Below are 21855 nucleotides of genomic sequence, written 5' to 3' on the forward strand. Positions count from 1 at the left end.
CCGATTCATGCCTACGGCTTGACCAGGCCGTTACTGACATGCGCATGCCCAATCACAGGTCTCCGTGCGGCCCGGTCTGCGGGTCCGCCCTGCCCTGCCTCGCCCTGCCGCGCCCTGCCCGCGTGTGCGGGCGCATGCCGCCGTCGAGAACGAACCCCCCGCTCAACCAAGACCGTCGAGGAGCCCCATGTCACACCCGACCGGCACCCCACCCCGGCCCCGCGCCGGGGACGGCGTGCCAGCCGCCCCCGCGGCACGCCGCCGCAACGGCGTCCTGCGCAACACCGCGGTCGCACTCGCCGTGGTCCTGGCCGCCGAGGCCGCCGTCGTCGCCCTGACGAGCGGCCAGTCCTTCGCCCTCGGCGCGGACAGGCCCGCCGCGCCCGACACCGCCCGGGCGCTCGGCGCCGCCGAGGCCGCGGACATCGCCTCCGCCCACCTCAAGGCCCGGCTGGAGAACCGCCGGATCGAGGTGGTCGGCGAGCGCACCGAGTCCACCACCACCTGGATCAACCCGGACGGCACCACCACCCTCGACATGGCCACCGGCCCGGTCCGGTACAAGGACGGCTCCGGCAGGCTCCAGCCGATCGACGTGGACCTGGCCCAGCAGCCCGACGGCTCCGTCAAGGCCAAGGGCCACCCGCTCGGCCTCAAGCTGGCCGGCGCCACCCCGGCCGCCGCCGCCTCCAAGTTCAAGGCCGCCGGTGCCCCCGCCGGCGACCGGCAGGCCCCGGCCGTCCCGCTGGTCTCCTTGGACAACGGCAACGGCACCGCCATGTCGCTGTCCTGGCGCGGTACCCTGCCCGCCCCCAAGGTGGACGGCACCAAGGCCCGCTACGAGAACGCGCTCACCGCCACCGACCTCGTCATCGAGTCCACCCGGACCGGCTTCGAGCAGTTCCTGGAACTCAAGGACCGCACGGCGGTCGGCGCCAACGGCACCGTCACGATGACCCTGGACGCGGCCGGCCTGCAGGCCCGCCACAACGCGGACAACTCGGTCTCCTTCCTCGACCCGAAGACCGGCGAGGAGAAGGGCCACCTGCCCGCGCCGGTGATGTGGGACGCACAGGTCGACGAGCGCAGCGGCGACCACACCCGCACCGCCCCGGTCGCCCTGAAGGTCACCCAGAACGGCAACGCCGTCGACCTCACGCTCACCCCGGACGCGGCCTTCCTCAACGACCCGGAGACCCGCTACCCGGTCACCGTCGACCCGGCGGTCAACATCGGCGTCGGCTTCGACACGTTCGTCCAGGAGGGCTACGGCACCGACGTCTCCTCCCAGACCGAGCTGAAGCTGGGCAACAACGGCTCCAGCCAGGTGGCGCGCTCCTTCCTGCAGTTCCCGATGGCCGCCATCAGCGGCAAGCAGGTCACCGCCGCCAAGCTCAACCTGTGGGAGTTCCACTCCTGGTCCTGCACCGCCAAGAGCTGGGAGGTCTGGGACACCGGCACGGCGACCACCGCCACCCGCTGGACGGCCCAGCCCGGCTGGAACCGCAAGTGGGCCACCACCACGGCGACCAAGGGCTACTCCAGCTCCTGCGCCGCCGGCTGGACCAACACCGACATCACCTCGCTGGTGCAGGCCTGGGCCGGCAACGGCAACGCCAACAACACGCTGGGCATCCGGGCCACCGACGAGACCGACCCGTACGGCTGGAAGAAGTTCAACTCCGGCAACGCGGCCTCCAACACGCCCTACCTGTCGGTGACCTACAACACCGCGCCGGCCGTCTCCACCCTGGTCTCCCCGGCGAACGCCGCGGTGACCGGCGACTCCACGCCGACCCTGTCGGCCAAGGCGACCGACCCCGACGGCGGCAACATCGCCCTGGACTTCGAGGTCTGGACGTCCGCCGGCACCGCCGCGCTGCAGTCCGGCCGCACCGCCATGGCGGCCTCCGGCTCCACCTTCACCTGGACCCCGGGCACCGCGCTGCCGGCCGGCGCCTACAAGTGGCGCTCCCGCTCCTGGGACGGCACCGCCTACAGCCCCTGGTCCGGCTTCCGCACCTTCACGGTCGACACCACCGCCCCGGCGGCCACCGCCGTCTCCTCCGGCGACTTCCCGGCCGGCCAGTGGGCCGGTACCCCGGACGCCTCCGGCAACTTCACCGGCACCTTCACCTTCACCCCGCCGAGCAGCGACGTGAAGGACATCCAGTACCGGCTGGACGGCGGCACCTGGGTGACCGTCGCGACCACCGGCACGCCGGTGACCGCGGCGCTCGGTTTCAAGGGCGGCCAGCACACCGTCACCGCGCACACCCGCGACGCGGCCGGCAACGTCTCCGCGGACACCTCCTACGTGTTCAACGCGGGCAAGGGCGCGGCCCTCACCTCGCCCGGCGCCGGCGAGCGCCCGGCCCGCCGCACCACGCTGGCCGCCGAGGGCCAGACCACCTCGACCGGCGTGCGCTACCAGTACCGCCGCGGTGAGACGGCCGCCTGGAGCGACATCCCGGTCGCCAACGTCACCACCGCCGCCGGCGGCGCCGTCGCCGCCTGGCCGTTCGCGGTCACCGGCGGCAAGCCCGCGCCGCTGACCTGGAACATCACCGACACCCTGGCCACCGACGGCCCGGTCGACGTCCGCGCGGTCTTCACCGTCGGCACCGGCACCGACGCCTCGGAGCCCAACACCATCACCGTCGACCGCAACGGCGGCAACGCGCCGGACGCCGAGGTCGGCCCGGGCCGGGTCAACACCCTCACCGGTGACTACACCCTCAGCGCGACCGACGCCTCCGCCTTCGGCCTGAGCACCGGCCGCACCTTCTCCTCCCGGCACCCCGAGAACGGCGCCGCGCAGGAGGGCCAGGCGGCCATCTTCGGCCCGCAGTGGAGCGCCGGCACCATGGCCGAGCTCACCTCCTCGGACTGGGCGTACGTCCGGCAGACCTCGCCCACCTCGGTGTCCATCGTCGACGCCACCGGCCACGAGACCGGCTTCACCGCCACCACGGGCGGCGGCTGGAAGCCCGAGCCCGGTGCGGAGACCCTCACCCTGACCGGCGCGCTCACCGGCACCTTCACCCTGAAGAGCACCAACGGCGCCACCACGACCTTCGCCAAGGTCGACCCGGCCGCCACCACCTGGCAGGTCACCACCTCCTCGACGGCCACCGACAACTCCACCACCACCGTGGTCTCGGAGAAGGTCGTGACCGGCGGGAAGACCCTGGCCCGCCCGAAGTTCGTCGTCGCGCCGACCACGGCCGTCGCCAACTCCACCTGCGCCGCCAACCCCGCCGCCAACGGCTGCCGGGTCCTGGAGTACGTCTACGCCGACGCCACCACCGCCACCACCGCCGCACTCGGCGACGTGGCCGGCCAGGTGAAGCAGGTCCGGCTCTGGTCCAACCTGCCCGGTGCCACCGCGGCCACCCCGGTCGCCGTCGCCGAGTACCGCTACGACGACATGACCCGCCTGCGCGAGGAATGGGACCCGCGGATCAGCCCCGCGCTGAAGACCGCGTACAGCTACGACGCGGCCGGCCGGGTGATCACCCTGACGCCGCCCGGCGAGTTCGCCTGGACCTTCACCTACGGCAAGGCCGGCAACGCCGCCACCGCCGGTGAGGGCATGCTGCTGGCGGCCTCCCGGCCGTCCCTCCAGCAGGGCAGCGCCGACGTGGCGAACGGCACCGCCGCCACCAACCTGGTCTACGACGTGCCGCTGAGCGGCGCCAACGCCCCGTACAAGCTGGGCACCGCGGACGTCGCCGCCTGGGGCCAGACCAATGCGCCCACCGACGCCACCGCGATCTTCCCCGCCGACGCGCCGCCGGCCAGCCACAACGGGCGACTGCTCGGCTCGGGCGACTTCGCCAAGGCGGGCATCACGTACACCAACGCCTCCGGCCGCGAGGTCAACACCGCCTCCGCGGGCGGCGTCACCACCACCGAGTACGACGCCTACGGCAACGCGGTGCGCAAGCTGACCGCGGAGAACCGGGCGCTCGCTCTGTCCACCTCCGCCGAGGGCCTGGCGAAGCTGCGCGCGCTCGGCCTCGACAAGGCCACCACCGCCGACCGCGCCCAGGCGCTGTCCACCCTGACCGTCTACTCGGCGGACGGCGAGCGGCAGACCGACGAGTTCGGCCCGCTGCACCTGGTCACCCTGGAGCACGACCTGGCCGCCTCCGGCGCCAGCCCGGCCCGCCCGGCCGGCGACGAGGTCCCGGCCCGCACCCACACCGCGACCGCCTACGACGAGGGCCGTCCGGCCGACGCCGCGGTCAGCAACGAGCCCACCACCGCCACCATCGGCGCGCGCATCGACGGCTACGCCGCCGACGCCGACGTCCGGACCACCGCCACCGCCTACGACTGGGCCAAGGGCCTGGCCACCCAGACCACCGAGGACCCGGCGGGCCTGAAGCTCACCAAGACCGTCGCGTACGACGCCCAGGGCCGGGCCGTCAAGACCTCGCTGCCCAAGTCGAACGGCACCGACGTCGGCACCACCGTCACCACCTACTGGTCCGCCACCGGCACCGGTGCCTGCGCCGGCCGCCCGGAGTGGGCCGACCTGCCCTGCTCCACCGGCCCGGCCGCCGCGGCGGGCGACGCCGGCGCCAACCCGGCGGAGATCCCGACCAGCACCACCGAGTACGACCGCTACGGCCGCCCGGCCGTGGTCCGGGAGACCGCCAACGGCGTCACCCGCACCACCACCACGACCACCGACGCGGCCGGCCGCACCACCAAGGTCGCGGTGACCGGCGGCACCGGCACCGCGGTGCCGGACACCACCACCGCCTACGACGCCGCCACCGGCCGGGTCGTCGGCACCGCCAACGGCACCGCCACCGTGCGGACGACGTTCGACCGGCTCGGCCGCGTCATCGGCTACGACGACGGCGCCGGCAGCGTCACCACCACCGAGTACGACGTCGCCGACCGCCCGGTCAAGCGCGCCGACTCGGCCCCGTCCACCACCACCACGGGCTACGACGGCTACGGCCGGCCGCAGTCGCTCACCGACTCGGTGGCGGGCACCATGACCGCCGAGTACGACTCCGAGGGCAAGCTCACCCGGCAGACCCTGCCCGGCGGCTACGTCCTCACCAACAGCTACGACACCCAGGGCACCCTCACCGGCAAGGTCTACACCGCCGCCGACGGCACCGTCGTCCTGGCCGACTACGCCGACTTCACCGTCCACGGCCAGCAGGCCGGGCACGCGCTGACCGCCGGCGCCAGCACCGAGTCGGTCTTCGGCTACGACGCCTCCGGCCGCCTCACCAAGGCCGCCGACAAGTCCCTGGACGGCTGCACCACCCGCGCCTACACCTTCGACAAGAACAGCAACCGGACCGCGCTGACCACCACCAAGGAGGACTGCGACCCGGCCACCGTCGACTCCACCAGCAGCACGGTGGGCTCGCAGTACGACGCGGCCGACCGGCTGAAGGGCGCCGGGTACGACGCCTTCGGCCGCACCACCACGCACCCCAGGGGCGCCCAGTTCGGCTACTACGCCAACGACCTGGTCCGCACCGAGACCTCGGGCACCCAGCGCAACACCTGGGCGCTGGACGCGGCCGGCCGGCTGGCCTCCCGCAGCACCGAGACCCAGGCCGGCGACGGCACCTGGAGCACCACGGCCACCAGCCTGAACCACTACGGCTGCGCCTGCGACAGCCCCAGCTGGTCCAAGGCCGGCAACGGCGCGGTCGCCCGCAGCGTGACCGACCTCGGCGGCACGCTCGGCGCCATCACCGGTGCCACCGACGGCACCGTCCTGCAGCTCACCAACCTGCACGGCGACGTGTCCGTCCAGCTGCCGCTGGACCCGGCCCAGGCGCTGAGCGTGCGGGCCTTCGACGAGTACGGCGTCAGCCTCGGCGACCCGGTGACCGGCTACGGCTGGGTCGGCGGCGAGCAGCGCGACTCCTCCACCGCCAGCGGCGTCGTCCTGATGGGCTCCCGGCTGTACGACCCGGGCCTCGGCCGGTTCCTGCAGGCCGACCCGGTCCCGGGCGGCAACGCCAACGCCTACACCTACCCGACCGACCCGGTGAACTCCTTCGACCTGGACGGGCGCTGGAGCTGGTCGAAGACCCGCTACTACTCCTGGGGCCGCCTCTGGGCGCACCTGGAGGCGCACATCGGCTGGCGCGGCCTGAAGTACCTGGCGCAGCTCACCTTCTACTTCAACCGCGCGTACACCGGGAAGATCGGCCGCAACGCCCACTACGTCTACGGCCCGATCTGGGTCGGCGTGGGCCTGCTCGGACCGGTCGGCGCGGGCTTCGCCCTCGCGGCGGGCGCCTACTCCGGCTACGTGCAGCACATGGCCTCGAAGGCGTACTACAACCACCGGTGCCTGGCGATCGCGATCGGCGCGGCCGGCTGGAACTCGCTGCCCTTCCCGGGCGTGCGGTCCTGGACGACCAGCTGCTGACCCGGACACCCGGCTGAGCAAGGAGGCCCGCCCGACCACCAGGTCGGGCGGGCCTCCCGCGTTCGGCTCCGAGGTCGCCGGGTGGTGCTACTCGCCCTTCTCGGCGGCCGCGGCGGTGAGCCCGGCCGACCACTTCTCCTCGACGTTGCCGAACTTCCAGTAGGCGATCGCCGCCGCCCAGGTGAGCACGAAGAGGCCGACGATGGCGTAACCGACGAGGTCGAGGTTCAGCTCGCCGATCCAGGCGACCGGCCCGCTGGTGATGTCGAGCTTCTCGCCGAGCAGCCCGATCAGCTCGATCGAGCCGATGACCAGGGCAACCAGGACGGACAGGCCGGTGACGGTCAGGTTGTAGTAGATCTTGCGGACCGGCTTGGAGAACGCCCACTCGTAGGCGAAGTTCATGAACGAGCCGTCGATGGTGTCCAGCAGGCTCATGCCGGCGGCGAACAGGATCGGCAGCACCAGCAGCGCGTACCACGGCAGCTGGAACGCCGCCGCGCCGCCGGCCAGCACCAGCAGCGACACCTCGGTGGCGGTGTCGAAGCCCAGGCCGAACAGGAGACCGACCGGGTACATGTGCCAGGGCTTGGTCACGGCCTTGGTCACCCGGCCGAGGATGCGGTTCATGAAGCCGCGCTTCTCCAGCTGCGCCTCCAGCTCGGCCTCGTCGAACTCGCCCTCGCGCATCCGCCGGAAGACCTTGAGGATGCCGTTGAACGCGCCCAGGTTGATCAGACCGAGGGCGAGCAGGAAGGTGCCGGAGACGGCGACGCCGATCAGGCCGGTGGTCTCGTGCAGGGTGGAGTCGTCCGTCTCGATCTGCCCGGCGAGCGAGCGGATGCCGAAGGCCAGCAGCGCGCAGAGGCCGAAGACGATCGACGAGTGGCCGAGCGAGAACCAGAAGCCGACCGACAGCGGCCGCTTGCCCTGGCCCATCAGCTTGCGGGTGGTGTTGTCGATGGCGGCGATGTGGTCGGCGTCGAAGGCGTGCCGCATGCCGAGGGTGTACGCGGTGAGGCCCATGCCGGCGCCGAAGACCTGGCCGCCGACGTCGTAGTGCTCGGGCGCGACGAGCGCGAGCAGGGTGAACCAGCCGATCACGTGCAGGGCGAGGATGAAGCCGCCCATTCCTGCGAGGCGGATCCACTCCTCACGGGTGAGCCGATCGCGCCAGCGGGGGCCGGTCATCGGGGGTCCTTTCATGAGGCCGTCGGAGCTCCGGGGTCCTGTCCGGCCCTCGGAGCTGGGCCATCTTTCCTTCTTGTCGCAAATAGTTGCAAGTCATTCGCAATTACAACCTGGTCACCGGATAGCGGTCGAACGGGCTCGCGGCACCGCCGGCCAGGGAGCGGGACCGCCGGCCAGGGAGCGGGACCGCCGCGCCGAGATCGTCATGCACCGTACAAGTAGCGGTAACCCGGAGTGCCCCGCGAGCGCCGTTCTACGCGCGGATACTCAACTGCCCCGAACCCCAACCCCCTCTGGAGGGACGGCACATGATGAACCTTCGACCCGCCGCCGCGCTGGCCGCGTCCGCCCTGCTCGCCACCGGCCTGGCCACCCTCGGCGCCCCCGCCCCGGCCTCCGCCGCGACCACCGCGCTCCCCCACCGCGTCCTGTTCGACAACAGCAAGGGCGAGACCGCCGGCAACGCCGACTGGATCATCTCCACCGCCCAGCCCGACCCGCTCGTCCAGAACGCCAACCCCACCACCGAGAAGAGCTGGACCGGCGCGCTCTCCGCCTGGGGCGTCGCCCTGCAGAAGACCGGCCAGTACAGCCTCAAGACCCTCCCGGCCGGCTCCACCATCAGCTACGGCACCGGCGCCGCGCTCGACCTCGCCAACTTCGACACCTTCGTGCTGCCCGAGCCGAACATCCGGCTGTCGGCCCCGGAGAAGTCCGCGATCATCCGCTTCGTGCAGAACGGCGGCGGGCTCTTCCTGATCTCCGACCACAACCAGAGCGACCGCAACAACGACGGCTGGGACTCCCCGGCGATCATCAACGACCTGCTGACGAACAACGGCGTGAACAACAACGACCCGTTCGGCTTCTCGGTGGACATCGCCAACATCTCCACCGACAACCCGCGCGCCGTCAACGACGCCGCCGACCCGGTGCTGCACGGCCCGTTCGGCACCGTCACCGGCTCGATCCTGCGCTCCGGCACCACCTTCACCCTCAAGCCGGCCGACAACCCCAAGGTCAAGGGCATCGTCTACCGCACCGGCTACTCCGCGAACACCGGCGCCTTCTTCCTCACCAGCGGCTACGGTTCCGGCCGGGTCGCCGCCTGGGGCGACAGCTCGCCCGCCGACGACGGCACCGGCCAGCCGGGCAACAACCTGTTCAACGGCTGGAACGACCCGGCCGGCACCAACGCCGCCCTCGCCCTCAACGCCACCGCCTGGCTGAGCAAGGCCTGACGGCCCCTGCCGCCTCCCGCGCGCCCGGCCGTCCGCTCGCCGGGCGCGCGCCCGCTTCCTCCCCTACTGTCGGAATGATCCGCACCGGCCTGCCGTGAGCCACGGCCGTGCGCACCGACCGGGACCCGATGGAGCGGCCATGCCCTCGTACCCCTACCGCACCACCCGCGAGGACCTGCGCGTCCCCCTCCCCGACGGCACCGAACTGTTCGCCCGCCTCTGGCGCCCGGTGACCGACGAGCCCGTCCCCGTCGTACTGGAGTACTCCACCGGCCGTCTCACCGACTGGACCGCCACCGACGACGCCCGCCGCCTCCCCTGGATCGCCGGCCACGGCCACGCCGCCGTCCGGGTCGACGCCCGGGGCCACGGCAACTCCGGCGGCGTCGCCCCGGTCGCCGACGGTCCGGCCACCACGGACGGCCGGGCCGCCGCTGACGGTTCGGCCGCCGACGGCGCCGAGGTCGTCCGCTGGCTCGCCGCCCGGCCCTGGTGCAGCGGCCGGGTCGGCCTGCTCGGCACCGGCGCCGCCGGGGACACCGCCCTGCGTCTGGCCGCGCTCGCCCCCGGCGCCGTGCACGCCGCGGTCGTCGTCTGCCCCGACGGCCCGCACCGCCTCGGCGGCGCCGTCCTCGCCGCCGACGGCCACACCCGCGCCACCGACCGGCTCGCCGACGCGGCCCGCCCACCGGACCCGCAGTACGTCGGCGACGACTGGCGGGCGATGTGGCTGGCCCGGCTCGACGCCCTCGAACCACCGCTGGCCGACTGGCTCGCCGCCCCGTCCCCCGACGCACCGGCCGCCGCCGTCCCCACCCTGGCCGTCGCCGGCTGGTCCGACCCGTCCGCCGCCACCGTCCTCGCCCTCGCCGCTGCCGGCGGCGGGGCCGGCGCCGGCCCCGCCGCCGGCCCCGCGGTGCGCGCCGTCCTCGGCCCCTGGCCGCACGGCCTGCCCGACGAACTCCTCCCCGAGGCACTGCGCTGGTACGACCACTGGCTGCGCGACATCGACGCCGGCGCCCTCGCCGCCCCCACCCTGCGCAGCTGGCGCGCCGGCCACTGGTCCGGCGACGACCCCTGGCCCCCGCCCGGGCTCCGCGAGGTCCACTACGGCCTGGACGGCCCGCTGCGCACCGCCGGCACCGCCTCCGAGGACCGCTGGGTGCACGTCCACTCGCCGCAGCACACCGGCCTCGACGCCGGCGCCCACGTCCCGCTCGGCCGCCCCGCCGACCAGCCGCCCGACCAGCGCGAGGAGGACGGCCGCTCGGTCTGCTTCGACTCCCGCGCGCTGCCCGAGCCACTGGACCTGCTCGGCGCCCCGTCGCTGGCCCTGCACCTTCGTCCCCCGGCCGCCGGCCCCGCGCTGATCGCCGCCCGTCTGTGCGCCGTCGCCCCCGACGGCACCTCGACCCTGCTCACCCGCGGCATCCGCGCCCTCGCCGGCCCGGCCGACAGCCACGACGACTCCGTGGCCGCCGACGCCGTCGTCGTGGAGCTCGCCCCGACCGGCGCCACCGTTCCGACCGGACACCGGCTCCGGCTCGCCCTCTCCTCCACCTACTGGCCGTGGATCTGGCCCGGCCCCGAACCGGCCGGCTTCGCGCTCGACCCCTCCCGCTCCACCCTCACCGTCCCCGTGCACCACCCCGCCCGGCACGCCGACGACCTCACCTTCCGCTCCCCCACCCTCCCCCTGCCGCCCCCGCTCCACCTCACCGAACCGCTCACGGCCCGCCCCGAGCGCGTCACCGTCCACGACATCGGCCGCCGCGAATGGCGCACCGAACTCTCCCCGGCCACCGACGGCACCCGCACCCACCCCGACGGCCTGGTCCGCGCCGAACAGACCGTCACCGCCTACCGCGTCCTCACCGCCACCCCGCTCAGCGCCCTGGCCCGCACCGACCGCACCGTGCGCCTGGAACGCCCCGCCCTCGGCTGGGACGTCACCGTCCACACCCGCACCGAACTCCGCTGCGACCCCACCCACCTCCTCGCCCGCACCCAGCTCCGCGCCGAGGAAGCCGGCAACGTCGTCTTCACCAAGGAGTGGCACCACCGCATCCCCCGCTGAGCCGGCCTGATCGCCCGCGCCGAACCGACATCCAAATACTGTGGATGTCGACTGCGGCCTACGAGGAGATCCCCTTCAGCGAGTTGCTCCACCGGCCCGCTGCCACCACCAGCCGACTCGACGCCGTGCGTGCGCTGAGACTCCGCCGCCGTGACGCCGGCGATCTCGCGCTGATGCGTGTCGACCAGTTGGAACAGGACGCCACCGTCGTCGACTTCACGTCCCGTCTGCTCGGCGGACTGGTACGGACCGGGAACGTCGCCGCTCTCCGTGCCGCACTGCCCGAAGCGCTGCCGTGGGTGACGTTCCTGCCCGACGAGGACGTGGCCGAGCTCATCGGCGAACTGGTGGACGTCGCCCGTGGCGCGGTCGCCCTCGACAACCTCGCCCCGATCGCCCTGCTCCTCACTCAGTGGCGGCACACGGCCGAAGTGCACGCGGACCCGGCCCTGTACGCCGTCCTGGCCCGTGAGCCCGACGGCGACCTCGGGCTCGTGCCCCGGCCCGGAGTACCCGAGTGAGCCCGAAGCGCGGCGACCGCGCGGCACCGCCGCCGGTCGAGGCGGCGGGCCGATCCGGTATCTGGTCGGCAGTCTGGACCGGATAGCCCGGATCACCTACGCGGGCACCGGCCATGGTGCCCCCGTTCGGCATACTGCGACTGCTCCCAGCCGATGACGTGGGAGGATCTTCCGACGATCTGCCCGGAGGAGCGCCCCATGCACGAGCCCCTGCACATCCACCGGATCCTCGGCGGTGGGCCGTTCGCCGAGGCCGGGAAGCCCAGTGCCCTCGCCCGCGACGACGCGCGCGGGCTGATCGCCGTCGGCGGAAGCGTCGGCGACCTGCAGTGGGGCGGCCGTGCGCTCAACTCCTGGTACGGCTACCGCGTCGGTGTCTACGGGCTCGACGACCTCCGCTGCCGGCAGCTCGTCCGAACCCGGTGGCCCGTGCTCGACCTCGCCCTCCACCCCCACCTCCCCCTGCTCGCCGTCGGCACCGGCGCGTACGACGGCGGCTACATGTACGAGGGCGAACTCCTGATCGTCGACCTGGAGGACGGCACCACCACCTCCGTGCTGGAAGGCCTCTGGGAAGTCCGCCGAGTGCGCTGGCGGGAGGACGGCCGCGCGCTGGAGCTGGTCGTGGCCCCGCCCGACGACGACGCGGACGACGCCCCCGAGACCCACGGCTTCGCCCCCGTCCTCGAACGCGACGACTGGCGCCGGGTCGCCCCCCGCAGCATCTCCTACAAGGACCTCACCGGCCCACGCGTCAGGGCGTCGCGCCGCCCCGAGGGTGTCAAGCAGGCCGCCCGCGAGACGCTCGCCGCGCTCGCCGACGCGCACGGCGCGACGTGGTCGCCGCGGCGCCAGGTGTGGGCACTGGAGGCGCTGGACGACGGGCGAGTGCTGGCCGCGCTGGAGGGGACGAAGCTGGAGAGCTGGTCGCCGTCCGGTGAGTCGCAGTGGTCGGTGCCGGACCCGGACGGTGCGCGTGAACTGCACATCTCCCCCGACCGAACGTCCGCCTGGGTCAATGTGGCCCGCCCGAGCCGCTGGGCACACGGCGTCGGGTGGGAGGAGGTCCCCGGCCTCGTCGAACGGGTCTCGCTCGCCGACGGCAGCACCCTCGACACCGTCGACGCCGGTTTCCCCGCCGCCCTCGCCGCCGGTCTCGACGGCCGGCTCGCCCTCCGTGACACCCGCCTCGAACGGCGGAACACCCGGATGACCCTGCTCGCCCCCGACGGCACGCGGTCCGCCGGGCCGGCGCTCGGCTGCTACGACTCCCTCAACATGTACTTCGGGGTACGGCGCAGCCCCGAACTGCTGTTCCTCCAGGGCGGGAAGAAGGAGTACTGGAAGGACCAGTGGGTCGTCGCCGTCGACCCCGCGAAGCGCGAGGGCCGCAGGCCGGAGACCCGCCGGCTGTTCCCGCTCGACTGGGACGGCAAGCGCTCCCGTCGTCTCACCGGCGGCCCGGCCGTCCGCCTCGCGGGGAGCGACGGAACGGGCGGCGCCCTGGTCCACGCCGGCGAGATCCACGTCGACCGCGGGCCGAAGGCCGACCCCGCCTTCGTCGCCTGCCGCCGCTTCCCGGACGGCGCGCCGCGGTGGGTGTTCCCCGTGGACCACCCGGTCACGGCGCTCGACTCCGACGGCGACACCGTGTTCGCCGCCCTCCTCTCGGGCGAGATCGTCGCCCTCGACGCGGCCGACGGCACCGTCCGCCGGCGCGCCCCGCTCTCGGTGGGCGGCGTCCCGACGGTGGCCCTCTCCCTCGCCGCGACCGCGCCCGGGCAGCTCGTGCTCGGAACGGTGGACGGGCGCATCCTCCTCGGCGAACTTCCCCCTCCGCAGTGAGCCGGCGGCCCGCCGCAACGGATGGCGCTTGCGGTGGCCGGACGCCGCAGATCAGCGGGATCCGGCCACCCCTGGTTCCCCGGTCCTCCAAAGCCGACCATCCTGACTTCCGGTAACCCAGGCACAGCGGAACGCGCTCACAGCAGGAACCGCCACGTCACACCGGCGCCCATCCCGATCGACCGCCAACCACGGCCGACTACCTACCAGCAGCTGCGCCAGGGACCATCCCCGCGTGCGCGGGGAGCAGCCGGCCGTGTTGGCCGCGTCCTTGGCCTGCACGGGACCATCCCCGCGTGCGCGGGGAGCAGCGGCTACCAGGTCTCCTCGGAGACGCTGGCCCTGGGACCATCCCCGCGTGCGCGGGGAGCAGAGTTCGTGAGCTGCGGGTTTATGCGGGGATGGGGCGTGATTCTGCAACTTGTCGGGAAACGGGCATGTCGGGCTTTCGGGATGCTTCCTGGCCGGCGTGAGAGCAGCCTACCCAGGTTCCGCCGGAGGCGTCGGACAGCTTGCGCGGCGTAGGAAGTCGGCCTGTCCGACTTCCTACACCGGGCAAGCGCCCACACGACACGCCTGCCACCCGGCTCGGGGCCGGGCGGCAGGCGGGAGGGGTCAACCGACAGGTCAGCTTGTGGTGATCGAGGTGTCGTCGATCACGAAGCTGGTCTGCAGCGAGACGTCCTCGGTGCCGGTGAACTTGAGGGTCACCGTCTGGCCCGCGTAGGCCGACAGGTCGAAGGTCCGCAGCTGGTAGCCGGCGGCCGCGTCGACGTTCGAGTAGGTCTTCAGCGTGGTGCCGTTCACCTGGACGGCCAGCTTGTCGTACGCCGTCGTGCCGGACTCGGCCGTGTCGATGTGCAGGTAGAAGCTCAGCGTCGCCGAGCAGCCCGCCGGGATGGTCACCGTCTGGGACAGCGTGTCGGTGTGCGTCGAGCCGTAGCCGTTCAGCCACGCCTTCCACGAACCGCCGTGCGGCGCCTGCGAGGACGAGTTGTCGACCACGCCGCTGGAGGTCGTCCACGGCGCGGCCGTGCCGGTCTCGAAGCCCGCGTTGCCGAGCAGCTGCGCCGGGGTGCAGGTGCCGCCGCCACCGCCGGTGACGGTCCAGGTGAAGCTCGCGCTGCCCGTCCTGGCGGCCGAGTCCTTCGCCGTCACGGTGACGTTGTAGGTGCCGGCCGTGGTCGCGGTGCCGCTGATCACGCCGGTGGAGGCGTTGATCGACAGGCCGGCCGGCAGCCCGGTGGCGGTGTAGGTGTACGGCGTCGAACCGCCGCTCGCCTGGATCTGGAGGTTCGCCGAACCGCCCACCGCCGTCGACTGGTTGCCCGGGTTCACGACCGAGACGGAGCCGCTGCCCGCGGGCTTCGTCAGCAGGCAGCCGCTGACGTTGAGGTCGATGACGCGGCCGTTGCCCAGGCAGGTGGTGAACCAGTAGGTCTCCTGGCCGTAGCTCTGCCCCTGGTAGGCCGCGGTGGTTCCGTCGGCCGCCACCTCGCAGGGGTTGTTGAGCGTGCACATCTGGCCGTCGTCGTTGCCGGTGTTGTTGATGCCGACGACCTTCTTCGTCGCGGCGTCGACGATCGGCGAACCGGAGGTGCCGTGCGTGGTGTTGCAGCCGGAGCTGTAGCGGAGGGAGTCGTGCCAGGTCCACGCGTCCTCGCGCAGTGTGCCGACGAAGCCGTTGACGGAGCAGTTCCAGGTCTGCTTCCAGTACGAGGAGGGTATGAACATCGCCGAGCCGTCGACCGGGTGGGTGTCACTGATGGTCAGCGCCGTCGCACCGAACTTGGAGGTGATCGACCCGAAGGTGTCGGTGAGTTGGTACAGCGCGACGTCCGTGCCGGTCATCGTGGCGTAGAGGATCTTGTCGGCCGTCACGGTGCCGAGGGAACCGCCGGAAGCGTTGAGCAGGGTGCCGCTGCGGCTGGCGGACTGGTTCTGGATGACCTGGCCGGCGGACGGCATGGTCGGCAGGCAGTGCCCGTTGGTGAGCATGAGGGCCCGGTCGGCGTCGACCGAGGAGGGGTAACGCACCAGCGAGGCCGAGCAGTTGCTCAGCGCGATGGTGGACGTCAGGTCACCGGCCTGCACCGCCTGCGCGGGCGCGACCGCCACGGAGGTCAGGACCCCCGCGATGACGACGCTCGCGGCGGACGCGGCGGCAAGTCTCTTGAACATGGCTCTCCTTGTGGGGGATGCGGGGCGTACGACCGGTTGCGGACGCCCGCGCCGCACGAAAGTGCCATGACCACATCAATTGGTCAACGGTGTGAGCAGAAGTCAGGCGGAGAAATCCGCCCGGAGGCGCCGGATCACCGGTACGGCTGCCGGAGCCGCTCGGGTTGGAGCGGGAGTCGGCCGACGGGCTCGCCGATGTCAGCTACTGGTCAGCTACTGGGGGGCGGGACCGGGAGGAGGCGCACCAGCGGTTCGCGTGCGCCAGCCGCACCCGCCCGCCGGCCGTCGGCGAGATCGAGGTCGGCGGCTGCCCGGTGCTCGGCTTCGGGTGGTGCCAGGGCGACCACGCCGTCCAGCACCACGGTGAGCGGGACCGGGGGCGGGTGTACCCCGTCACCCTGGACCGTGGTGCGGACGGCGGGACGGTGCTGCGGTGGAGCATCCCGGAGTGGGCCGAGGAGGAGTAACGGCCAGGAGGAGTGACGGCCGAGGCGTCAGCGGAGGGCGAGGACGGGGCGGGCGGAGAGGTCTTCGGTGCAGTAGTCGCCGTCCTCGTCGAAGACCATGGCGGCGAGGTCCGGGTGCCGGTTGGCGGTGGCGAGCGGCAGCCAGGCGAGGACGGTGCCGTAGCCGCCGCAGACGGACTCGCCGCCGTCGCCGCCGTAGATGGTGCCGGGGTCGCTGGTGATCTCCGAGTGGTAGGTGTCGTGGGCGATGCGCAGGCCGAAGGCGTTGGGGCCGGTGTGCGGGCCGGGCTCGGGGCCGTACGGGATGCGGTCGAGCGGGCACTCGTCGCCCCAGCGGAACAGGGTGTGCGCTCCGGCCCCGCAGCCGTGCTCCCACTCGTCGGGGGTGGGCAGGCGCAGGCCCTCGTGGGCGAGGACGGCCGGCAGGTCGGCGGGCTCCTCCTCCAGCGGTTCGCCCTCCACGGCCATCAGCAGCGTCGGCACGGTGACGGTCCGGCGCGGGCTGAGGACCCGGGCGAGGTGGGCGTGCAGGTCCCCGTCACCGAAGCCCTGGCTGACGCTCTCCTCCCGGTAGCAGGCCAGGAGTTCGGGGGACGGCCGCCAACTCGCCGTGTCGAAGCCCACGGTGACCCGCCCACCCGGTATCAGCGCGAACATCCGCCCACCGCGCTCGACCAGCACCCGGTGCAGCGGCGCGCCCAGGTGCTCGACCTCCTCGACCCGGTCGAGCCGGCCGCCGACACTGCCCGCGATCTGGGTGGCGAGACGGCTGGCGGCGGTGCGGTCGAGGCGGCGCCAGGCGGCGAAGGTGAGGGTGGCGAGCGGTTCAGGAGCCATGCCGGGAGTCTGGCACGCGGCACCGACAATTGCCCCGCAAGAGGCGCCCGACAGTCCGGTCCGTCGCCGAAGTCCTTCCCCCGGAGGCGATTTGGCCGATCGGAGAGCCTAACCGACGGCCTCCACCGCCCGCCGCAGCATCGACGGGCGGGTCAGCGCGCCGGGATCCGGGGGCACCGCCGGACCGTCCGGCCGGCGGTGCCCCCGTCCACTGAACGCGGTGGCGCCTACTGCTGCGGGAAGCTCTCCTCGTCCACGTCGCTGGTCTTGGCGTTGCCGCCGACCTTGGCGGTCAGCGTGATCGTCCAGGAGACGTAGTTCCGGCCACTGGTGTAGGACAGCGAGTCGTCGAACTTCGTGTAGCTGCAGCTCTGGGTGAACATCTTCAGCGAGGAGTCCCAGTCGACGCCCTCGGAGAAGAAGACGTCGTAGTCGCCGTCCTCGACGCCCTCGATCGCCGCTTCCTTGCCCTTGCCGACGTACAGCGAGTGGACCGTCTTGCCGCCCTTGTAGAGCGACACCACGGAGTCGACGGTGCCGGCGGTGTTGTCGACGTGGAACTCGCCGCCGCCCCGCAGCCGGCCCTTGGTGACGAAGGTGCCGTTGTCCAGCGAGCGGGTCTGCGGCTGCGGCGTCTGCGGGACGGTGAAGTTGGTGGTGTACCCGGCGGCCGTCATCTCGGCGAGGGCGGCCGGTATCGCCTTCAGCCCCTCGGAGAGGCCGACCTGGGCGTAGGCGGAGCCGGTGGTGCAGTAGGTCTTGGACTTGACGCCGGTACGGATCTTGGTCAGGTCGGTGGCGAGCTGCGACAGCGCGTTCACCAGCTGGCGCTTGGTGGTGCCGACGGCGGCCGGGGTGTCGCTCAGGCCGAGTCCGCTGCTCGCGGAGTTGGCCGCGCCGGCCGCCTCCTGCAGGCCGATCATGAAGTTGTTCAGGCTGGCCGACGGGTTGATCTTGCCGAGCGCGACGCCGACCGGGTCGATGTAGCCGGCCAGGACGGGCCCGTACGGCGTCGGGGTCGGAGTCGGGGTGGGTGTCGCGGTGCGGGTCGGGGCTGGCAGGGCGGTGTTGAAGCCGTCGGACGGGCCGGACGATGCCGGTTCGCTGCCCGAACCACTGGCGGATCCACCGCCCGAGCCACCGCTCGAACAGGCCGCCAGCAGCAGGGCGGTGCCCACCGCGACGCCGGCCTTGGTGAAGGACTTCATGCCGCTCCCCCGATTGATCTCTCGGTACTGATCCATGCACACTCCGTGCTGTCTGCTGTCCCCGCGGACATGATTGCGATCCGACAAGACGCGGTCAACAGGGCGCATTTGCAGCGCACCGAAGCGTAGCGGGGGCGTACGACGGAGCGCACGGAGCGGTCTCCGACGTCAACTACGATCGGTCCGTGCTCAGCCTCACGGGTCTCCCCCTCCAGATCATCGCCTCCGTCATCGCGATCGGCGTGTTCGCCGCCACGATGTGGCTCTGGCCGAGATTCGGCGGCGGCGGCTGGAAGGCCTGGAGCGGCCGGCTCGGCGCGTTCCTCGCCACCCAGCTCGCGGTGCTCGTCGCCATGGGGCTGATCGCCAACGGCTACTTCGGCTTCTACAGCTCCTGGAGCGACCTGCTCGGCACCAACGGCAAGCCCGGCGAGGTGGTCGACCACCAGCCGAACGCGGCCGCCGCGCTGGCCGTCACCGGCGAGAAGAACATGTACTCGGCGCAGGGCTCGGCCCGCGACCGCTCCGGGCTGATCCAGGAGGTGTCGGTCCGGGGCAGGGCGAGCGGGCTGAACAGCGACGCCTTCGTCTATCTTCCGCCGCAGTACTTCCAGCCGGAGTACGCGCAGCGCAAGTTCCCGATGGCGCTGGTGCTGGCCGGCTACCCGGGCTCGGCGGAGAAGCTGATCACGCTGATGCAGTACCCGGCGTCCACGCTGACCGCGATCGAGCAGAACAAGCTGCCGCCGACCGTCCTGGTGCTGATGCGTCCGACACTGTCCGGCAACCGCGACACCGAGTGCATGGACATCCCCGGCGGGCCCCAGGTGGAGACCTTCTTCACCAGCGACCTGCCGACGGCGCTGTCCGCCAACTACCGGATCGGCACCGACCCGGCCAACCGCGCGGTGATCGGCAACTCGACCGGCGGCTACTGCGCCCTCAAGTTCGCGCTGCGCAAGCCGGACGCCTACCGCTCCGCGATCTCGCTCTCCGGCTACTACACCGCGCCGATCGACGAGACCACCGGCGACCTGTTCGCGGGCAACGCCCAGCTGAAGCAGGAGAACGACCTGGTCTGGCGGCTGAAGAACAAGCCCGCCGAGCCGGTCTCGCTGCTGCTCGCCACCAGCTACGACGAGAACAACTACGAGGGCACCCAGGCCATGGTCAACTCCTTCAAGGCGCCGACCAAGCTCTCCACCATCACCCTCGACACCGGCGGCCACAACTTCCACACCTGGACCCGGGAGATCCCGCCCGCCCTGGAGTGGCTCGGCAAGCACCTGACGATGCCGCAGGCGGCATGACGGTTGCGCCGGCCGTGTGAACAACGCACGCCGCCGCGAGGATCACAGGCCGCTCATACCCGCGTCTCACGGTTCTCTCAGCCGGGCGCCCGAACGTAGCGCCCATGACCACGACCAGCCTCACCCCACCGGCCGGCGAGCCCTGGCCGGAGGCCGGGGACTACCCGCCCCCGGTGCTGCCGCCCACCCCCGCGCCGGAGGGGTCGGCGCCCGGGCGGCCCGCCGGGCCGCCGCTGTTCCCGGAGCTCCCGCCGCCGCCCACCGGTCCCAAGGGGCCGGCCTCCTGGGCGGAGCGGCTGCGGACCCTGCCGGGCCGGACCTGGCGCGGGCGGGCCGACGACCCGCGCTGGGTGCGGCCCGCGCTGCTGGCGCTGCTGGCGGCCACCGCCGTCCTCTACCTCTGGGGCCTGTCCGCCTCCGGCTGGGCCAACTCCTTCTACTCGGCCGCCGCCCAGGCGGGCAGCCAGAGCTGGAAGGCCTTCTTCTACGGCTCCTCGGACGCCGGGAACTTCATCACCGTCGACAAGCCGCCGCTCGCGCTCTGGCCGATGGCGCTCGCGGCCCGGGTCTTCGGGCTCTCCTCCTGGTCGGTGCTGGCCCCGCAGGCGCTGATGGCGGTGGCCACGGTGGCCGTGCTGTACGCGGCGGTGCGCCGGCGCTTCTCGCCGCTCGCCGGGCTGCTGACCGGCGTGGCGTTCGCGCTGACGCCGGTGGCGGCGCTGATGTTCCGCTTCAACAACCCGGACGCGCTGCTGGTGCTGCTGCTCACCCTGGCCGCGTACGGGCTGCTGCGGGCCGTCGAGGCGGCCGGCACCCGGTGGCTGGTGTTCACCGGGGTGATGCTCGGGCTCGCCTTCCTCACCAAGACCCTGCAGGCGTTCCTGGTCCTGCCCGCGTTCGCGCTGGTCTACCTGGTGGTGGCGCCGACCGGGCTGTGGCGCCGGGTCCGCCAGCTGCTGGCCGGCGGGCTGGCGATGGTGCTCGCCGGCGGCTGGTGGGTCGCGGTGGTCGAGCTGGTCCCGGCCTCGGCGCGGCCGTACATCGGCGGCTCGCAGGACAACAGCTTCCTCTCGCTCACCTTCGGCTACAACGGCTTCGGCCGGCTCAACGGCAACGAGACCGGCAGCGTCGGCGGCGGCCGCAACCGGATGGCGGGCGGGTTCGAGGCGGCCTTCGACGCCGGGCCCGGCGGCGCGACGGCCGGGGGTCCGCCCGGCGGGATGCGCGGCGGGGGCGGCTGGGGCACGACCGGCATCACCCGGCTGTTCGACGGCGACATCGGCGGTCAGATCGCCTGGCTGCTGCCCGCCGCGCTGATCCTGCTGGTGTTCGGTCTGTGGGCGACCCGCCGCCGCGCCCGGACGGACACCGCGCGCACCGCGTTCCTGGTGTGGGGCGGCTGGCTCCTCTGCACCGCGCTGACCTTCAGCTTCATGTCCGGGATCTTCCACCAGTACTACACGGTGGCGCTGGCCCCGGCGGTCGCGGCGCTGGTCGGCATCGGCGTCGACGGGCTGTGGCGGGCCCGGCACCGACTGCCGTACGCGGCGGTGCTGGCCGGCACGCTCGCGGTGACGGCGGTGTGGGCGTACGTGCTGCTCGGGCGCAGCAAGGACTTCGTGCCGTGGCTGCGGCCGACGGTCCTGGCCGGCGGGCTGCTCGCGGCCGTGGCGCTGCTGGTCGCCGGGCCGCTGGCGTCGCGGCTCGCGCGCCGGGCGGACGGGGCCGCGGCCGGGTCCTCGCGGCTCGCCGGGCGGCTGACCGCGGTGGCGGGCCTGCTGGGCGCGGCGGCGGCGCTGGGCGGACCGGCGGCGTACGCGGTGGAGACGGTCAACACCCCGCACCAGGGCTCGATCGTGCTGGCCGGGCCGGCCGTGGAGGGCGGCTTCGGACCGGGCGGCGGCCGACGCGTCGCGGGCGGTCCGGGCGGCACGGGCGGCTTCCCCGGCTTCCCCGGCGCCCCGCAGCAGCAGGGTGGTGTCCCCGGCAGCAGCCAGGGCGGCATCCCGGGCTTCCCGCAGCAGAACGGCGGCCAGGACGGCAACCGCACCCGCGGCGGCGTCCCGGGCGGCATGGGCGGCATGGGCGGGCTGCTGAACGGCACCAAGGTGAGCACGGAGGCGGCCGACCTGCTCAAGGAGGGCGCCGACGGCTACCGCTGGGCCGCCGCCACCAGCGGCTCGCAGAACGCCGCCAGCTACCAACTCGCCTCCGGCGTCCCGGTGATGGCCCTCGGCGGCTTCAACAGCAGCGACCCCTCGCTGAGCCTGGAGGCCTTCCAGAAGTACGTGCAGGAGGGCAAGGTGCACTGGTTCGTCGCCGGCGGCGACCCGCGCGGCGCCCTCACCGAGACGCCCGGCACGAACGGTGCCGCCGGCGGCGGCCGGGACCGCGAGTCGGCCAGGTCGCAGACCTCGCAGATCGAGGAGTGGGTGGCGAGCCACTACACCGCCCGCACCGTCGGCGGCTCGACCTTCTACGACCTGACCCGGTCCCCCGTGTCCTGACCCTGACGGCGGGGCGCGGCACGGTGAACGACCGTGCCGCGCCCCGCCG

11 protein-coding genes, 2 pseudogenes and 1 CRISPR repeat array are annotated in these 21855 nt (G+C 73.1%); of the genes and pseudogenes, 8 read left to right on the forward strand and 5 right to left on the reverse strand.

The window, feature by feature from the left end; all coding sequences use genetic code 11:
* Positions 1 to 187 precede the first annotated feature (187 nt).
* Complete coding sequence (locus tag ABZW10_RS15135; RefSeq protein ID WP_355364521.1) at positions 188 to 6421, forward strand: DNRLRE domain-containing protein; 6234 nt, start codon at positions 188 to 190, stop codon at positions 6419 to 6421.
* A gap of 87 nt (positions 6422 to 6508) precedes the next feature.
* On the opposite strand, the gene ABZW10_RS15140 is transcribed toward ABZW10_RS15135, so the two are convergent.
* Entirely contained in the window at positions 6509 to 7612 is a 1104-nt protein-coding gene (locus tag ABZW10_RS15140) for a HoxN/HupN/NixA family nickel/cobalt transporter (protein WP_355364524.1), read from the reverse strand.
* Between the two features lie 308 nt (positions 7613 to 7920).
* Between ABZW10_RS15140 and ABZW10_RS15145 the strand changes: the two genes are divergently transcribed.
* The 4 genes from ABZW10_RS15145 to ABZW10_RS15160 all read left to right on the forward strand — a co-directional run bounded on the left by ABZW10_RS15145 (position 7921) and on the right by ABZW10_RS15160 (position 13296).
* Positions 7921 to 8853: a hydrolase gene (locus ABZW10_RS15145; protein ID WP_355364527.1), complete on the forward strand. Its 933-nt coding sequence runs from the start codon at positions 7921 to 7923 to the stop codon at positions 8851 to 8853.
* A 139-nt stretch (positions 8854 to 8992) separates the two neighbouring features.
* Complete coding sequence (locus ABZW10_RS15150; protein ID WP_355364530.1) at positions 8993 to 10930, forward strand: CocE/NonD family hydrolase; 1938 nt, start codon at positions 8993 to 8995, stop codon at positions 10928 to 10930.
* A 44-nt stretch (positions 10931 to 10974) separates the two neighbouring features.
* A complete protein-coding gene (locus ABZW10_RS15155) occupies positions 10975 to 11451 on the forward strand; it encodes a hypothetical protein (protein WP_355364533.1) in 477 nt (158 codons plus the stop codon).
* A 198-nt stretch (positions 11452 to 11649) separates the two neighbouring features.
* On the forward strand, positions 11650 to 13296 hold the full coding sequence (locus tag ABZW10_RS15160) for a hypothetical protein (protein WP_355364536.1): 1647 nt from the start codon (positions 11650 to 11652) through the stop codon (positions 13294 to 13296).
* A gap of 218 nt (positions 13297 to 13514) precedes the next feature.
* Positions 13515 to 13670: direct repeats of the CRISPR family, unit length 29 nt; unit sequence GGGACCATCCCCGCGTGCGCGGGGAGCAG.
* A gap of 253 nt (positions 13671 to 13923) precedes the next feature.
* Here ABZW10_RS15160 and ABZW10_RS15165 read toward each other — a convergent pair.
* Positions 13924 to 14652 (reverse strand): annotated as a pseudogene (locus ABZW10_RS15165) (putative Ig domain-containing protein); the annotation flags it as partial.
* A 204-nt stretch (positions 14653 to 14856) separates the two neighbouring features.
* Positions 14857 to 15477 (reverse strand): annotated as a pseudogene (locus ABZW10_RS15170) (serine protease); the annotation flags it as partial.
* 164 nt (positions 15478 to 15641) lie between these two features.
* On the opposite strand from ABZW10_RS15170, the gene ABZW10_RS15175 reads away from it, so the two are divergent.
* Positions 15642 to 15944, forward strand: coding sequence for a hypothetical protein (locus tag ABZW10_RS15175; protein WP_355364539.1), 303 nt, complete (start codon positions 15642 to 15644; stop codon positions 15942 to 15944).
* 27 nt (positions 15945 to 15971) lie between these two features.
* Here ABZW10_RS15175 and ABZW10_RS15180 read toward each other — a convergent pair whose 3' ends face one another.
* Positions 15972 to 16781 carry a hypothetical protein gene (locus tag ABZW10_RS15180; RefSeq protein ID WP_355364542.1) on the reverse strand — a complete coding sequence of 270 codons (810 nt, stop codon included), beginning with the start codon at positions 16779 to 16781 and terminating at the stop codon, positions 15972 to 15974.
* A 227-nt stretch (positions 16782 to 17008) separates the two neighbouring features.
* Positions 17009 to 18025: a hypothetical protein gene (locus ABZW10_RS15185; RefSeq protein ID WP_355364545.1), complete on the reverse strand. Its 1017-nt coding sequence runs from the start codon at positions 18023 to 18025 to the stop codon at positions 17009 to 17011.
* Positions 18026 to 18174: 149 nt separating this feature from the next.
* On the opposite strand from ABZW10_RS15185, the gene ABZW10_RS15190 reads away from it, so the two are divergent.
* Together ABZW10_RS15190 and ABZW10_RS15195 are read left to right on the forward strand one after the other, a co-directional pair.
* Entirely contained in the window at positions 18175 to 19299 is a 1125-nt protein-coding gene (locus ABZW10_RS15190) for an alpha/beta hydrolase-fold protein (protein ID WP_355364548.1), read from the forward strand.
* Between the two features lie 104 nt (positions 19300 to 19403).
* A complete protein-coding gene (locus ABZW10_RS15195; protein ID WP_355364551.1) occupies positions 19404 to 21806 on the forward strand; it encodes a glycosyltransferase family 39 protein in 2403 nt (800 codons plus the stop codon).
* The last annotated feature ends 49 nt before the right edge of the window (positions 21807 to 21855 follow it).

The sequence above is a fragment of the Kitasatospora sp. NPDC004723 genome (assembly GCF_040609255.1).
GTDB lineage: Bacteria > Actinomycetota > Actinomycetes > Streptomycetales > Streptomycetaceae > Kitasatospora.

Bases quoted from the DNA above. Each gene is read 5' to 3' on its own strand.
- ABZW10_RS15135 (WP_355364521.1), top strand. From the start codon at position 188: ATGTCACACCCGACCGGCACCCCACCCCGGCCCCGCGCCGGGGACGGC.
- ABZW10_RS15140 (WP_355364524.1), bottom strand. From the start codon at position 7,612: ATGACCGGCCCCCGCTGGCGCGATCGGCTCACCCGTGAGGAGTGGATC.
- ABZW10_RS15145 (WP_355364527.1), top strand. From the start codon at position 7,921: ATGATGAACCTTCGACCCGCCGCCGCGCTGGCCGCGTCCGCCCTGCTC.
- ABZW10_RS15150 (WP_355364530.1), top strand. From the start codon at position 8,993: ATGCCCTCGTACCCCTACCGCACCACCCGCGAGGACCTGCGCGTCCCC.
- ABZW10_RS15155 (WP_355364533.1), top strand. From the start codon at position 10,975: ATGTCGACTGCGGCCTACGAGGAGATCCCCTTCAGCGAGTTGCTCCAC.
- ABZW10_RS15160 (WP_355364536.1), top strand. From the start codon at position 11,650: ATGCACGAGCCCCTGCACATCCACCGGATCCTCGGCGGTGGGCCGTTC.
- ABZW10_RS15180 (WP_355364542.1), bottom strand. From the start codon at position 16,781: ATGGCTCCTGAACCGCTCGCCACCCTCACCTTCGCCGCCTGGCGCCGC.
- ABZW10_RS15185 (WP_355364545.1), bottom strand. From the start codon at position 18,025: ATGGATCAGTACCGAGAGATCAATCGGGGGAGCGGCATGAAGTCCTTC.
- ABZW10_RS15195 (WP_355364551.1), top strand. From the start codon at position 19,404: ATGACCACGACCAGCCTCACCCCACCGGCCGGCGAGCCCTGGCCGGAG.